Here is a 15343-nt window from a genome sequence, read left to right as displayed (position 1 = left end):
GCCGAAGCGCGTCCCCTGCCGAAAATCCGCTTCGATCCCAGCGGCAAAACCCCGCAAACGCACAGCCGCCGCGGCTGCCCGATTGGCGTACGCTTTACCCTGACGCGGAACGAAGGCTTTGGTATCGAAATGGGATATCATGGGGCACTATGGGCGTCAACGGGAACAGGCTTCACAAACGCGCGCGCCACAACCGGTGAGAGCAGCTCTGACAACACTCCCGTCTTTATCTCCCATTAAGCCTAACGAACCGTTTAGAGCGGGCTGGCCCAAGCGGAAGCGGCTTGCCGCGCATCACTGCCGCGAATAGCGTCGTCAGTCTTTTCGCTGAGCAACAAGGTCAGAAATCCATGTCCGAAACAGCCAGGTTCCGCGCGGCCTCCCTTGCCCATCTGCGTCGCGACGGACTTGCCAAAGGCGACCCCATCCCATTGCCGCTGACCATGGCCGCTATTTTCCACAACCCGGGCGACGGCGCCGGCTACAGTCAGTACGGCCGTTACAGCAACGCCACCTGGGATGCGGTCGAGCACATGCTGGCGCATCTCGAAGACGCGCCATGCGTCGGCTTCCCCTCTGGAATGGCGGCAATCTCGGCGGTGTTTTTCGGCCTGTTGAAATCCGGCGACCGCGTGCTTTTGCCTTCGGACGGCTACCATGCCACACGCGCGCTGGCCGACCGTTTCCTCAAGCCCTTCGGCGTCGCCTATGATCTGCGGCCGACATCGACCTTTCTCGATGGCGGGTTCGAGGGCTACCGCCTTGTCTCCGTTGAAACCCCGTCAAATCCGCGATTGGACATTTGCGACATCACAGCCGTCACCGAGGCCGCGCACCAAGCGGGCGCGATCGTCGTCGTCGACAACACCACGATGACGCCGTTCGGCCAGCGTCCGCTCGATCTCGGCGCCGACATCGTCGTTGCTGCCGACACCAAGGCGGCCAACGGGCATTCCGACGTGCTGTTCGGCCATGTCGCCAGTCGCAATCCAGATATCATCGCGGCCGTCACCGGCTGGCGCGAGACCGCGGGCGGCATTCCCGGCCCGTTCGAGGCTTGGCTGGTGCATCGCGGCCTGGAGACGCTGGACGTACGCTTCGACCGCATGTGTTCTTCTGCCGAGGTGATCGTGAAGCGCCTGAAAGACCATCGCGCCGTTAGCGGCTTGCGCTACCCCGGGCTGGAGGGCGACCCGTCGCACAACCTGGCCCGGGCGCAGATGGAGCGCTTCGGCTTCCTCGTGTCCTTCGAACTCGCTTCCCAGGAGAAGGCCGAGGATTTCATCAACAACTGCACGCTGATGCAGGCGGCAACGTCGTTCGGGGGTGTCCACACCTCCGCCGAGCGGCGGGCCAAGCGAGGAGATTCGGTTCCGCCCGGCTTCGTGCGCCTGTCGGTGGGCTGCGAGCCGGTGGAAGAACTCTGGCAGGCGATCGAGGCATCGCTGGACAAGATCGGCATCTGAGGCGGCTTGCCCCTTCTCCCCGTCACTGTACGGGGAGAAGGTCCCGGCAGGGGGATGAGGGGCAGCGTCAACCTCTGAAGCGATCTCACTTCTTCGAGTCCCTTGCCTCAGTCACTGCGGCATATTTGGCTTGCAAGCGCTTCATGAACAGATGTCCGTCTATCCTCCCGCTCTCAAGGTCGTCAGACAACCTGTCCTTACGTGCTTCGGCTTTGATCTCGTCCATCGACGCAAATCGTCCCGGTCCGCTGTCGATCCCCTCCTGAATCAGCCTGCGCAATTCCTCGACCGTGTAGCCGAGAAGATCGCGGCGGTCTTTTCATTGCCGCAGTGCGTCACGGATCACTTCGCTGGCCGAGGCATATTCGCCGGCGGCCACGACGTCGTCGACCGCCCCCGCCAGTTCCGGCGAAAGCGTGATGCTGCGTTTGTCGACATGACCCATGGCGTGCTCCTGATCAAACCACGACGATCATGGTACGATTAATCGTACCAGCTTCAAGAATGCGTTTGTCTCGACCCACCCGGTGCAGTTGATTCAATCGCTCAAGCACCTGAATCGTCAGCTGCGCCCGAAGGCGCAGACTGCTGATCCCAAAGGATTAATCGCGATATGGGGAGAAATTGCCAGCTGGCCTGTAAGCCGGGTTTTGTATGGCCCTCGCCCCTTTCGGGGCGAGAACGTGGCGGCCATTCATCTTGGGCGCATGTTGCCATGCGCCTCACGCAACCTACCCGGACGGTGAGCCGGAAACAGCCCTGAAGGTTTCCCCTCGCACCGTCCCTATTCGGTCTTGCTCCCGGTGGGGTTTACCGTGCCGCTCCTGTTGCCAGTCGCGCGGTGGGCTCTTACCCCACCCTTTCACCCTTGCCCCGATAAATCGTGGCGGTTTGCTTTCTGTGGCACTTTCCCTGGGGTCGCCCCCGCCGGCCATTAACCGGCACCGTGTTTCCATGGAGCCCGGACTTTCCTCACCCGCAGCCTTTCGGCTTTGCGGGTGCGGCCGCCCGGCCAGCTGGCAGAGCGTATAAAGGGGTTCACGTTCCAAAACGCAAATGAAAAAGCAGACTTATGCCGGCGATCCCAATGCCGCCAACTGCACCTTGACCTTGCCGCAATAGGCCGCCGACACCGGGTTCATCCTCGTCGCGGCATGGCCGGCATTGTATTTCAGGATCGTGCCGCAGGTGGTGCCGCCGCCGAGATTGCGCGCCATGGCAAGGTACTTCATGCCGTATTTGATGTTGGTGTCGGGATCGAACAGACCCTTGGCGGAGCCGCTATACCCCATCATCCGCGCCGTTGCCGGCTTGATCTGCATCAGGCCGATTTCACCCGCGCTGCCGACGATGTTCGGCCGGTAGTTGCTCTCGATCTTGATGACCGCCTGGGCCAGCGACACCGGCACGCCTTCGGCCGCAGCATAGCGGGCAATGATTGCCGAATACTGGCCGCCAAGCGCGGCTGCCGCAGTCGACTCCGCAGCGGTGCTTGGGCGGATCGATGCGGTCGTCGTCAGGTCGACGCTCTTCCTGTTGCGCTTAAAATGCCTCTTGGCCGTGGCTTTTCTGGCTTTCACCACGGCTGCTTTGCGCCCTTTCGCGGTGATTGCCCTTTTTGCTGTTGGGTTTGCCTTCGTCATGGTGGCTTTGGCGGGTGCGGCGATGAAGCCCTGGTCCGCCCTCTGGCTCAGTGGTGCGGCATCGGCCGTGCTGAAGGCAAAAGTCATTACGCCGGCAGCAATAGCTGCCGTTACAACGGTCAATTTCTGCATGTGGTCCCGTTCTGTTTGGCCGCGCGAAGATCTTCACGCAGCAACGCCTAATCAATATCGGAGCATCCGGGGGGCTGGAGGTCCGATAACTTGCACGAACCGCCTTTGAGGGCGGAATTTGTGTCGAACAAGGCGAGGCAATTCACTTTCAGTGACAGGCTGTAACTTGAATATCAGAAAAAGATTATTTAGAGGCAACTGACGTAAGGGAAGTCAGCAGGCTTTGCAGCGTGCTAGACGTAGAGCCGTCGGCGACACCATCCACCAGGCGCGGTCGGAAATGCCGCTGAAAAGCTTCGACGACGATTTCGGTCTGGCGGTCGAAGACACCTGATATCTCAACGCCATAGCCATAGAGCGCCAGCATCGACTGCAGTGTCTCGACCTCGGCGCCGGTATCGCCGGCTTTCAGCACCGCGCCGCGCCGGACCGGCGCCGCAGGCACGAGATGGCCGACCCCGGCCGCAAACAGCGCATTCCAGGGGAATTTCTCGCCCGGGTCGATCTTGCGCCCCGGCGCGATGTCGGAATGGGCAAGCACCCTTTGCGCCGTAATGGAATGGCGTTCGATGATACCAAGGCAAAGCCCGATCACCGCTTCCACCTGCCGCTTGGGAAAGGCCGAATAGCCGAGCGAATGGCCGGGATTGACGATTTCGATGCCGACCGAACAGGAGTTGATGTCGCGACGACCGAACCAGGAACTTGCACCGGCATGCCAGGCGCGGTCGCTTTCGCGCACCATCTGGATGATGCGGCCATCCTCATGGACGAGGTAGTGCGACGAGACTTCGCTTTTGGGGTTGCACAACCAGGCTTCCGCGGCAGCACCCGTCGCCATGCCGGTATAGTGCAGCACGATCATATCGGGCCTGAGCGTTTCGCGCCGCGGGCCGAAATTCGGCGATACCCTGACCTCCGCGCTTGGCTCGTCGGGCGAGAAGCCGGTCATGCGTGCCTGAGGCCCCGCTCGATCATTTCATAGGCCGCGTTGATAGCCGCGACCCTGGTCGTTGCAATCTTGATGAATTCCTGCGGCAGGCCGCGCGCGATCAGGCGGTCCGGATGATTGTCGGAGACCAGCTTGCGGTACCGCTTCCTGACCTCCTCGAACGGCTTGCCGCGCTCAATGCCGAGCACGATATAGGGATCGCCGGCCCCGAGATTGACGTGCCTGGCCAGGATGGCTTCGTAGTGCACCTCGTCGATGCGAAAAATCTCGGCAATACGGTGCAGGAAAACGCCTTCGCGCTCATGCACCAGCCCGTCCGCCTTGGCGATGTGGAACAGACCGTCGAGTATGTCTTCCAGCATGACGCAGTTCGAATGGCCCGAGCCGCACATCTGCGCCATACTCTCGGCATAGGTCTCGAACCCGGCGACGTCGCGCTTGGCCAGATCGTAAAGCCGCGCCACATTGCGGGTCTGTTCTCGCGGCACCTCAAATATTTCCTGGAACGCGCGAACCTCGTCCTGGGTGACGATGCCATCGGCCTTGGCCATCTTGGCTGACAGCGCAATCATTGCCACAGAGAAGGCGACGCGCCGGCGCAGATCGGCGTCACCGGAGAAAACCGTGCGCACGGCCTCGACCACATCGGCTACACCGGACGTGGCTGAAGATGAAACGCGGTTGATGAAGTCGCCGAGGCGATCCCAAATTGACATGAGCGCTTATTAGGGCCGCCGGCCATTGCTATCAAGCCAAGACAGCGCCGCAGAGTGGATCGATTTACGCAAGCAACGACGCGCCAGATCCCAAACCGTAGGAAAGAGCCGGTTCAAGGCCCTTGAGCCCCGAATCGACCTAAACGCAGGAAGGCCGGCGCGAAGCCGGCCTCCTCTCTCGTCACGTCAAAGTGACCGGGACTGCTGCTACTGCGCGGGGGCAGGAGCAGGTGTTGCCGGAGCCGGTTCTGCAGGCTTCGGTGCATCCGGCGTCGCCGGCTTCATGGGCTCGGCGGCTGGCGGATTGGTGCTCTGGGTGGTGGTGTTATCCGTAGCGCTGTCGCTGCAGGCGGCAACGCCGAACAGGGCCAGGGCGGAAACGGAAGCAAGAATGAGCTTTTTCATGACATCTCTCCTTCAACACACGCTCACGTTGCGGTGAACGGTCGAAGGCAAAATGCATCAAACGGCCATGAGTTTCGTAACGTTGCGTTTCCTGATGTAACATCCGCGCACTACCGATTGCGGGCCGGGCGATGCCGAACTAACAGTCTGGACCCAAATGAAATGCCGGAGTTCTGCGTGGACAAGAAATGGGATTTTTGGATCGACCGCGGCGGCACCTTCACCGACGTGATCGGACGTGATCCGCAAGGCGGTTTGCATCCCAGGAAATTCCTGTCGGAAAATCCCGAAGCCTATCCCGACGCCGCCATAGCCGGCATCCGCGAGCTTCTGGGGCTGAAATCCGGCACCGCTATTCCTCCGGGCCTGGTCGGTGACGTCAAGATGGGTACCACCGTTGCCACGAATGCGCTGCTGGAGCGCAAGGGCGACCGTGTGCTTTTGCTCATCACCAAGGGCTTTCGCGATGCGCTGAAGATCGCCTATCAGGCGCGACCAGACATCTTCGCCAAGGAGATCATCCTTCCCGAACAGCTCTACGAGCGAGTCATCGAGATCGACGAGCGTGTGCGCGCCAATGGCGAGGTCGAGCGCTTGCTCGACATCGCCGCCTGCCGGCCCGCCATCGAACAGGCGAAGGCCGACGGCATCGATGCGGTGGCCATCGTCTTCATGCATGCCTGGAAATATCCCGACCACGAGAAGGCGGTGGCGAAAGTCTGCCGCAAGATCGGGTTCAGCCAAGTCTCGGTCAGCCATGAAGTCTCGCCACTGATCAAACTGGTCGGCCGCGGCGACACCACCGTAGTCGATGCCTATCTGTCGCCGATCCTGTCGCGCTATGTGCAAAGAGTAGCGGGAGAACTGGGCGCGACGCCAATCTCCCCACTTCTGGAGGGTGAGGAGCGGTCGGCCAAAGGCCGAGAAAAAGCCAACGATTTGGCTTTTTCAGCGACGAACGCCCGGAGCCATAGCGAAGGGCAGTCCGCAAAGCGGCCAGAGGGGGTCCTCTCGGAAGGCACCGCCAATGCGCTGAGCCCGGTCGATCCAACCCCACCCGGCGGCTCCGCCGCCACCCTCCCCTCGAGGGGGAGGGAAAACCCTCGCCTGATGTTCATGATGTCGTCGGGCGGGCTCACCGCCGCCGACATGTTTCAGGGCAAGGACGCGCTGCTGTCCGGCCCGGCCGGCGGTGTCGTCGGCATGGTCGAAACGGCGAAACTCGCCGGTTTCGAGAAAGTCATCGGCTTCGATATGGGCGGCACCTCCACCGATGTCGCCCATTTTGACGGCGAGTATGAGCGCGCCTTCGACACCGAGGTCGCCGGCGTGCGCATCCGCGCGCCGATGATGCGCATCCATACCGTCGCTGCCGGCGGCGGCTCGATCCTGCACTACGAAGCCGGCCGTTTCCGCGCCGGGCCGGATTCCGCCGGCGCCAATCCCGGCCCCGCCGCCTACCGGCGCGGCGGCCCGCTGGCCGTCACCGACGCCAATGTCATGCTGGGCAAGCTGCAGCCCGATTTCTTCCCGGCGATTTTCGGACCCGGCCAGGACCAGCCGCTGGACGTCGCCGCCGTGCATAAAAAATTCGCTGCGCTCGCCGCCGAAATCGGCGATGGCCGCACGCCGGAAGCCGTCGCCGAAGGCTTCGTCACAATCGCAGTGGAAAACATGGCAAACGCCATCAAGAAGATCTCCGTGCAGCGCGGCTACGATGTCACCGAATATCTCTTGAACTGTTTTGGCGGCGCCGGCGGCCAGCATGCCTGCCTGGTTGCCGACGCGCTCGGCATGGAGGCGGTACTGATCCACCCCTTCTCCGGTCTGCTCTCAGCCTATGGTATCGGCCTGTCGTCGGTTTTCGCGTCACGCCAGCAGGCACTCCTGAAGCCGCTTGCCGAAGAATCCAGGACCGAGATCGGCAGCCTCATCGGCACGTTGAAAAAAGCCGTCATCGCCGAATTGGCAGCGCAAGGCATCGCCGAGGACAAGATTGCGGCAAAGCCGGTGCTGCACATCCGCTATGACGGCACGGACACCACGCTGCCGGTGAATTTCGAAGGCGACTCGATCTTCCAGGCCAGGCGCGATTTCGAAGTGGCCCACAAGGCGCAGTTCGGGTTCGTCTATGACGACAAGCCGATGATCGTCGAGACCGTTGGCGTGGAAGGCGCCGAGATCGTCGAGACCACGGCCGAAGCCGTTGCGCCCGCCGGACCGGCAAGGGTTGAAGCCGGTGCGTCCGGAACGCGGCGCATCTATACCGAGGGACGTTGGCATGAAGCCGGCATCCATCGCCGCGAAAACCTGCGCCCATCCAATCTGGTCCCGGGCCCCGCTTTGATCATCGAGCCGAACCAGACCATCGTCGTCGAGCCGGGCTGGCAGGCCGAAATCACTGATGTCAATCACGTCGTCATCCGCCGCACGGAACGGAAAGTGCGCACGGCTGCCCTCGGCACCGAAGCCGATCCGGTGATGCTGGAGGTCTTCAACAACCTCTTCATGTCGATCGCCGAGCAGATGGGCGTCACCCTGCAGAACACCGCCTATTCCGTCAACATCAAGGAAAGGCTGGACTTTTCCTGCGCCGTCTTCGACCGCCATGGCGCGCTGGTCGCCAACGCGCCGCACATGCCGGTGCATCTCGGCTCCATGGACCGCTCGGTCGAAACCATTATCCGGCTGAACTCCGGCGACATCCATCCCGGCGACGTCTTTGCGCTGAACGCCCCCTATAATGGCGGCACGCATTTGCCTGATATCACCGTGGTGACGCCGGTGTTTTCCCTCCCCCTTGAGGGGAGGGTGGCCGCGCAGCGGCCGGGTGGGGTCCTCTCAGAAGGCACCACAAGAGCGTCGAGCACTGCCGCAACGACCCCCTCCGGCGGCTCCGCCGCCACCTCCCCCTCAAGGGGGGAGGAAGTAATCTTCTACGTAGCCTCACGCGGCCATCATGCCGATATCGGCGGCACTGCCCCCGGCTCGATGACGCCGCTTGCCACCACGGTCGACGAGGAAGGCGTGCTGTTCGACAATTTCCGGGTTGTCGATCGTGGAAAATTCCGCGAGACGGAGTTGCAAACGCTGCTCACCGACCACCCCTACCCCGCCCGCAATCCGCACCAGAACATCGCCGATCTCAAGGCGCAGATCGCCGCGAACGAAAAGGGCGTGGCGGAATTACGCAAGATGGTCGGCCATTTCGGCCTCGATGTCGTCGAAGCCTATATGGGCCATGTCCAGGACAACGCCGCCGAAAGCGTGCGCCGCGTGCTGGAGCGGCTGCCCGATAGTTCCGAGTACGAATACCCGACCGACACCGGCCAGGTGATCAAGGTGAAGATTACCATCGATCGGCAAAAGCGCGAGGCGACCGTGGACTTCACCGGCACCTCGAAGGTCGAGAAGAACAATTTCAATGCGCCCGAGCCCGTCGCCCGCGCAGCCGTGCTCTATGCCTTCCGTGTCATGGTCGAGGACATGATCCCGATGAATGCCGGCTGCCTGCGGCCGATCAACATCATCATCCCCGACGGCTCGATGCTGAAGCCGGCCTACCCCGCCGCTGTCGTCGCCGGCAATGTCGAGACCTCGCAGCATGTCACCAACGCCCTGTTCGGCGCCATGGGTGCCATGGCCAATGCGCAAGGCACGATGAACAACCTGACCTTCGGCAACAAGCAGTACCAGTATTACGAGACCATCTGCTCCGGTTCGCCGGCCGGACAGATGAACTCCGGCCGTGGCTTTGCCGGCACATCCGGCGTCCACACCCACATGACCAATTCGCGCCTCACCGACCCTGAGGTGCTGGAACTGCGCTTTCCCGTTTTGCTTGAGGATTTCCACATTCGCGAGGGCTCCGGCGGCAAAGGCAAATGGGATGCCGGTGACGGCACCAGGCGCACCATCCGTTTCCTCGAAAAGATGGAATGCGCCATCCTGTCCTCGCACCGCAACCGCCCGCCGCAAGGCCTCGATGGCGGCAGTGACGGCGAGGTCGGCTCGACCAAGGTCCGCCGCAACGACGGCAGCGTCGAGACGCTGAAGGCCTGCGACCAGACCGTGCTCGACGCCGGCGACGCCGTTATCCTGACGACGCCGACACCGGGGGGATTTGGCAAGGCCTGAACTCGCGTCAACAGGCTGTCACCCGCCTGTCATGCCCCTGAGTTACCCGTTTGCGGCAAAGCAATGGGGAATCACTTTGCCATGACGGACGTCTCCTCGGATCTCGTTTTTCGCCGCGGCAAGGAAGTTGGAAAGGCCGTCTACCAGAACCGCCCGCTGTCGAAGGCCGGCATCTCGGAGCGGCTGTTCGCGCTGCTGTTTTCCGGCCTTGTCTATCCGCAGATCTGGGAAGACCCTGAAGTCGACATGGAGGCCATGCAGCTTGGCCAGGGCCACCGCGTCGTCACCATAGCGTCGGGCGGCTGCAACATCCTCGCCTACCTCACCCGCTCGCCTGAACGCGTCGATGCGGTCGACCTCAACGCCGCCCACATCGCCTTGAACCGGATGAAGCTGGAGGCGGTGCGGCATCTGCCCTCGCAGGGCGATCTGTTCCGTTTCTTCGGCGCCGCCGACACCAACCACAATTCGCAAGCCTATGACCGCTTCATCGCGCCGCATCTCGACCCGGTCAGCCGCCACTATTGGGAGCGTCGCAGCTGGCGCGGCCGCCGGCGCATCACCGTCTTCGACCGCAATTTCTACCAGACCGGCCTGCTCGGCCTGTTCATCGCCATGGGCCACCGCATCGCCAAATTCTTCGGCGTCGATCCCGCCGGTATCATGGCGTCGAAGAGCCTCGCCGACCAGCGCCGCTTCTTCAACGAAGAGCTGGCGCGGGTCTTCGACAAGAAGCTGTTGCGCTGGGCTACCTCGCGCAAGGCTTCGCTGTTCGGCCTCGGCATTCCGCCGGCGCAGTACGATTCGCTGATCACCTCGGGCGATGGTTCGATGGCCAGCGTGCTGAAGGCCCGGCTGGAAAAGCTCGCTTGCGATTTTCCGCTGAAGAACAACTACTTCGCTTGGCAAGCCTTCGCCCGTCGCTATCCCAATCCGGGTGAGGCCGCCCTGCCCGCCTATCTAGAAGAGGCCAACTACAAGGCGATCCGCAACAATGTCGATCGCGTCGGCATCCACCACGCCAATCTGATCGAATTTCTGGCCGGCAAGGACGCAAGCACCGTCGACCGTTTCGTCCTGCTCGACGCGCAGGACTGGATGACGGACGACCAGCTCAATGCCCTTTGGTCGGAGATCACCCGCACCGCCTCGGTCGGCGCCCGAGTCATCTTCCGTACCGCCGCCGAGCCCAGCCTGCTGCCGGGCCGCGTCGCGACCTCCCTGCTCGACCAGTGGACCTACGAGGACGAGGCCTCGCGCGACTGTTCGGCCCGCGACCGCTCTGCGATTTATGGCGGCTTCCACCTCTATGTGAAGCGCGCGGCATGAGCGCGAGCGGGCTGCCGGCCGACCATGCCGAACTGATGGACGGCGTCTACCGCTGGCAGCGCCACATCTACGACCTGACCCGCAAATACTATCTGCTTGGCCGCGACCAGATGATAGTCGGGCTGGATGTGCCGGCGAATGGCAGAGTGCTCGAACTCGGTTGCGGCACCGGCCGCAACATCGCGCTTGTAGCCCGCCACTATCCCGACGCCCGCCTCTACGGCCTCGACATCTCGGCCGAGATGCTGGAGACCGCCGGTAAGGCGATCGGCCGCGAAGGCCTGTCCGGCCGCGTCGTGCTGGCGCGCGGCGACGCCACCGATTTCGACGCCAAGACGCTGTTCGGCGTCGAGCGCTTGGACCGCATCTTCGTGTCCTATTCGCTGTCGATGATCCCCGGTTGGGAAAAGACGGTTTCAGCAGCCCTTGCGGCACTCGCGCCCGGCGGCTCGCTGCATGTCGTCGATTTCGGCCAGCAGGAAGGCTTGCCCAACTGGTTCCGGACATTGCTGCGCGGCTGGCTCAAGAAATTCCATGTCACGCCACGTGAGTCATTGCGCGAAGTCTTGGAATCGGAATCTCGGCGAACCGGCGCAAGCTTCCGTTTCCGCACGCTTTACCGCGGCTATACCTGGCTGGCGGTCGTCAAGATCGCGCACTCTTACCTCCCCCTCGATGGGGGAGGTCGCGCCGAAGGCGCGGGTGGCCAGGCACCCCGCCCCGGCGCTACGCGCCGACCCTCCCCATCAAGGGGAGGGTAAAGGGAGCTAGCGCAGTGCCTTCATCAGCGCGCCGACCATCACCTGCGGCCGGTAGCCGAGCTTGGCCGGCGTCAACCCCAGCCGCACCACCACCAGTTGCTCCGACGGGATGATGGCGACCGTCTGGCCGTCATGGCCCTCCATCCAGTAGGTATCGTTGGGCAGTCCGGCGGCGACGCCGGCGCCGGGATTTCCTTCGTCCCCCGGGGCTTCGATCCAAAGTTGCCCCTTGCCGTAGACTTTCGAGGCCGGTGCCGGTTCGCGCATCCAGTCGACGAAACCGGCCGGCAGGATCTGGTTGCCGTTCCAGACGCCGCCCTGCAGCAGGAATTGGCCGAACCGCGCCCAGTCATGCCCCGTGGCATAGAGGTAGGATGAGCCGACAAAGGTACCCTCCTCGTCGGTTTCGAGCACCGCGCTTTGCATGCCGAGCGGCCCGAACAGCGCTGTCCTTGGCCACATCAGCGCCTTGTCCTTGTCGCCGATAGCATCCTGCCACAGCCTCGACAGCATCACCGCCGTGCCGCTCGAATAGGAAAAGACCTTGCCGACGTCGCCGGTCAGCGGCTTGGCCTCGGCGAAGCCCGCCATATCGGGTTCGAGGTAGAGCATGCGCGTCACATCGGCGACGTCGCCATAATCCTCGTTGAACTCGAGCCCGCTCGACATCGCCATCATATCGGCAAGGCTGATGGCGGCGCGCCCGTCCGCCTTCCATGAGCCGAACAGGCCCTGATTGGTCACCGCCATCTTGCCGTCCTTGACCAGCGTGCCGACGAGCGCGGCGTTGACTGTCTTGGTCATAGACCAGCCGAGCAGCGGCGTTTTCGCCGAAAAGCCGTCGCCATAACGCTCCGCAACAATGCGGCCATTTTTGACCACCACCACGGCGCGCATGCCGATGCCGGTCATCGCCGCACCGTCGAGGATCTTGTTGATTTCGGGATTTTGCGAGGCATCGACTCGATCTCCCTCGGGCCACAGATCGCCCTTGGTGGCCGCCGACGCCTCGGCAGGGATTGACGTGCGCCGTGCCTTGCCGACGTCGCCATCGGGAACCGAGGCGCAACCCAGGCCGGCGCGCGCAACGGCAACGCTCTTGCCGAGGAAGCCAAGCAGCCCGGCCGAGACGGTCCCCCTGTTCTTGTCGACCGACACCTTCATCAGCCTGAGCAGCGGATGGCCGGGCGCCTGCACGTCGATGGCCAGCACCTCATTGGGATCACGGCCGGCGATAAAAACATTCGAGCAGACAATCTTGGCGGAATAGCCGGAACCGACGCGGATCAGGTCGGGCGGAGCGATGTAGAGCCAGGCAAACAGCGCGGCTATCGCCAGCACGACCAGGCCGAGCAGCCATTTGATGATCTTCACGGCGATCCGCATCTTCCGTCCCTGCTTTTCCGCTGCCCGTGGCTTGCGGCCCGATTTATGTCATCGATTTGCCGCCATTGCTTCCGCAAAATCGGTGTTCTTGTCGAGCGCCGTCAACCTGTTATCAACCATGATCGGCGATCACTGGTGCATGTCGCCCAAAAGTGCGCAGCGGTTTTGGAACAACGACATGCACGAAAATAGCGTATCAGGCGATGCTGTGGGGCGATCGCCTGAGGGGCACCTGCAACGACAACCCAACAGCGACCGGCTGATTCCGGCTCGGGAAATGCGATGCGCCGTTTCGCGGCCCTCATCACGTTGACGCTGCTGGCCGCCTGCTCGACCGCCGGCGATCTCGTGCCCTCGATGTCGCCATCCAGCAGCCCGACGGTTGCCGTGCGCGCACCGCGTTTCGAAGATTCCAAGCCGCATGAATGGGATAGCGGCGCGCCCTGGAACTATGCCGTTCACGGCACCGACGTCTCCAAATACCAGACCTCGGTCGACTGGCCGACGGCCAAGGCCAGCGGCATCTCCTTCGCCTTCATCAAGGCGACCGAGGGCGGCGACCGTTTCGACGAGTATTTCAACGAGCATTGGTCGCGCACCAAGGCCAATGGCATTCCGCGCGCGGCCTACCATTTCTTCTATTTCTGCACGCCTGCCGCCACCCAGGCGCGCTGGTTCATCCAGAACGTGCCCGTCGACCGCTCGGCCATGCCGCCGGTGCTCGACATGGAGTGGAACCCGCAATCGCCGACCTGCCGGCTGCGCCCGGATTCGGCGACGGTGCGGGCCGAAATGACCACCTTTCTCGAGATGATCGAGCGGCACTATGGCAAGAAGCCGATCATCTACACCTCGGTCGACTTCTTCGACGATAACGACCTTGCGACCTTCCGCGGCTATCCCTACTGGCTGCGCTCGGTGGCCGGCCACCCCCGCCAGAAGTACGGCAGCCACCCTTTCACCTTCTGGCAATACACCGGAACCGGTATCGTGCCCGGCATGAACGGCAAGTCCGATATCAACGTCTTCAACGGCACTGAGGCAGCCTGGAAAAAGTGGCTGCGGCAGAACACCCGTTGACACCGGCTCTGCCGCCTGCTTTTCGACGTCCCATGCGCACCTACCTGCAGCCACTGGGATATTTACGCCGGAAACGATCGAAGAGCCGCCTGCGCTCCGGGCTGCTCGCGGCTCTGCTGCTCGGCGCTACGGCGATGCCGGCGGGGGCGCAGGAATGCGGCGGCGACTTCGAAACCTGGAAGCAAGGCGTGGCGGCGGAAGCCAGGGCAGCCGGTGTCGGCGCTGTCGGCCTTGACGCGCTGGAAGCCGCCACCATCGACGACAAGGTGCTGGCGCGTGACCGCGCCCAGGGCGTCTTCGCACAGACCTTCATCCAGTTCTCCAACCGCATGATCTCGGCCTACCGGCTGAAGCAGGGCGCGGCCAATCTGAAGAAATACGCCGAAATCTTTGCGCGCGCCGACCAGCAGTTCGGTGTCCAGGCGCCGATCATCACCGCCTTCTGGGGGCTGGAGACCGATTTCGGCGCCGTACAGGGCGATTTCCACACGCTGAGCGCCTTGGTGACGCTGTCGCATGACTGCCGCCGCCCGCAGCTGTTTCGGCCGCAACTGGTGCCGCTGTTGACGCTGATCGATCGCGGCGTCGTTCCGGCCGACGTCACCGGCGCCTGGGCCGGCGAGATCGGCCAGACGCAGATCCTGCCTTCCGACTATCTCGCGCGGGGCGTCGACGGCGATGGCGACGGCATCGTCGATCTCAGGCGCAGTGTGTCCGACGTGATCATGACCACGGCCAACAAGGTGCTGTCGCGCGGCTGGAAACGCGACCAGCCCTGGATCGAGGAAGTGCGCGTGCCCGAGGACATGCCTTGGGAGCAGACCGGCCGCACCAACAAGCTGCCGCTGTCGCAATGGGCCGCCTGGGGCGTCACCAATCCCGATGGCACGCCGCTGATCGACAATGGCCTGAAGGCCGGCCTGGCGCTGCCGATGGGCCGCAAAGGTCCGGCCTTCCTCGCCTACGACAATTTCGACGTCTATCTCGAATGGAACCAGTCCTTCACCTACGCGCTGACCGCCGCCAACTTCGCCAGCCGGCTGGCCGGGGCAAAGCAGTTCGACCCGCGCAATCCCGAAACCGGTCTCAATGGCGACCAGATGAAGGAATTGCAGACCAAGCTCGAAGCCAGGGGCTATGACGTCGGCACCGTCGACGGCATTCTGGGCACCAACACCCGCGAAGCCATCCGCAAGGAACAGATGCGGCTCGGCATGCCGGTAGACGGCTGGCCGACGCCGGAGCTTTTGGGGAAACTGTAGCGCTCCTTGCCTTCTCCCCTTGTGGGGTGAGCAGCCGGTTTCGCGGAGCGAATTCATCGGCATGAAGGCTGGCG

At 63.1% G+C, this 15343-nt stretch carries 12 protein-coding genes, 1 other RNA gene and 1 pseudogene; 7 read left to right on the top strand and 7 right to left on the bottom strand.

Going from position 1 to position 15343, the window contains the following annotated elements; genetic code table 11:
- Positions 1-350 precede the first annotated feature (350 nt).
- Positions 351-1466: a cystathionine gamma-lyase gene (locus tag NKJ78_RS14180; protein WP_352460231.1), complete on the top strand. Its 1116-nt coding sequence runs from the start codon at positions 351-353 to the stop codon at positions 1464-1466.
- Positions 1467-1551: 85 nt separating this feature from the next.
- Here the strand turns inward: NKJ78_RS14180 and NKJ78_RS14175 are convergent.
- The 6 genes and pseudogenes from NKJ78_RS14175 to NKJ78_RS14150 all read right to left on the bottom strand — a co-directional run bounded on the left by NKJ78_RS14175 (position 1552) and on the right by NKJ78_RS14150 (position 5314).
- A pseudogene (locus NKJ78_RS14175) lies at positions 1552-1911 on the bottom strand (type II toxin-antitoxin system ParD family antitoxin).
- Positions 1912-2089: 178 nt separating this feature from the next.
- Positions 2090-2486, bottom strand: an RNA gene (gene rnpB, locus NKJ78_RS14170) — RNase P RNA component class A.
- A 50-nt stretch (positions 2487-2536) separates the two neighbouring features.
- Positions 2537-3241 (bottom strand): lytic transglycosylase domain-containing protein, encoded by a 705-nt coding sequence (locus NKJ78_RS14165; protein WP_023739866.1) that lies wholly within the window; start codon positions 3239-3241, stop codon positions 2537-2539.
- Between the two features lie 184 nt (positions 3242-3425).
- On the bottom strand, positions 3426-4193 hold the full coding sequence (locus NKJ78_RS14160; protein ID WP_023739867.1) for an N-acetylmuramoyl-L-alanine amidase: 768 nt from the start codon (positions 4191-4193) through the stop codon (positions 3426-3428).
- On the bottom strand, positions 4190-4909 hold the full coding sequence (locus NKJ78_RS14155) for a J domain-containing protein (RefSeq protein ID WP_023739868.1): 720 nt from the start codon (positions 4907-4909) through the stop codon (positions 4190-4192). Before NKJ78_RS14155 ends, NKJ78_RS14160 begins: the two co-directional genes overlap by 4 nt.
- Before the next feature lie 207 nt (positions 4910-5116).
- Positions 5117-5314 carry a hypothetical protein gene (locus NKJ78_RS14150; RefSeq protein WP_023729355.1) on the bottom strand — a complete coding sequence of 66 codons (198 nt, stop codon included), beginning with the start codon at positions 5312-5314 and terminating at the stop codon, positions 5117-5119.
- 177 nt (positions 5315-5491) lie between these two features.
- Here NKJ78_RS14150 and NKJ78_RS14145 point away from each other — a divergent pair, with 177 nt between their 5' ends.
- The 3 genes from NKJ78_RS14145 to NKJ78_RS14135 all read left to right on the top strand — a co-directional run bounded on the left by NKJ78_RS14145 (position 5492) and on the right by NKJ78_RS14135 (position 11541).
- Positions 5492-9451, top strand: a complete 3960-nt coding sequence (locus NKJ78_RS14145; protein WP_352460230.1) for a hydantoinase B/oxoprolinase family protein — start codon at positions 5492-5494, stop codon at positions 9449-9451.
- Between the two features lie 81 nt (positions 9452-9532).
- Complete coding sequence (locus NKJ78_RS14140) at positions 9533-10780, top strand: BtaA family protein (RefSeq protein WP_023817943.1); 1248 nt, start codon at positions 9533-9535, stop codon at positions 10778-10780.
- Complete coding sequence (locus NKJ78_RS14135; RefSeq protein WP_023817942.1) at positions 10777-11541, top strand: class I SAM-dependent methyltransferase; 765 nt, start codon at positions 10777-10779, stop codon at positions 11539-11541. The genes NKJ78_RS14140 and NKJ78_RS14135 overlap by 4 nt, the downstream gene beginning before the upstream one ends.
- A 6-nt stretch (positions 11542-11547) precedes the next feature.
- On the opposite strand, the gene NKJ78_RS14130 is transcribed toward NKJ78_RS14135, so the two are convergent.
- Positions 11548-12927, bottom strand: a complete 1380-nt coding sequence (locus tag NKJ78_RS14130; RefSeq protein WP_352460229.1) for a serine hydrolase domain-containing protein — start codon at positions 12925-12927, stop codon at positions 11548-11550.
- Here NKJ78_RS14130 and NKJ78_RS14125 point away from each other — a divergent pair.
- From NKJ78_RS14125 to NKJ78_RS14115, 3 genes are read left to right on the top strand one after another with little or no spacing between them, the layout of a single operon-like run.
- Positions 12905-13240 carry a hypothetical protein gene (locus NKJ78_RS14125; protein WP_352460228.1) on the top strand — a complete coding sequence of 112 codons (336 nt, stop codon included), beginning with the start codon at positions 12905-12907 and terminating at the stop codon, positions 13238-13240. The two genes, NKJ78_RS14130 and NKJ78_RS14125, sit on opposite strands and share 23 nt — an antisense overlap.
- The gene (locus NKJ78_RS14120; RefSeq protein ID WP_023682151.1) at positions 13210-14007 is read left to right on the top strand and encodes a glycoside hydrolase family 25 protein; all 798 of its coding nucleotides are present in this window, start codon (positions 13210-13212) and stop codon (positions 14005-14007) included. Before NKJ78_RS14125 ends, NKJ78_RS14120 begins: the two co-directional genes overlap by 31 nt.
- A gap of 32 nt (positions 14008-14039) precedes the next feature.
- Complete coding sequence (locus tag NKJ78_RS14115) at positions 14040-15269, top strand: lytic murein transglycosylase (protein ID WP_352460227.1); 1230 nt, start codon at positions 14040-14042, stop codon at positions 15267-15269.
- The last annotated feature ends 74 nt before the right edge of the window (positions 15270-15343 follow it).

Source organism: Mesorhizobium sp. M0037 (genome assembly GCF_040323635.1).
GTDB lineage: Bacteria > Pseudomonadota > Alphaproteobacteria > Rhizobiales > Rhizobiaceae > Mesorhizobium.
Note: the sequence above shows the minus strand (reverse complement) of the source record. Positions and strands in the feature narration are given on the sequence as shown.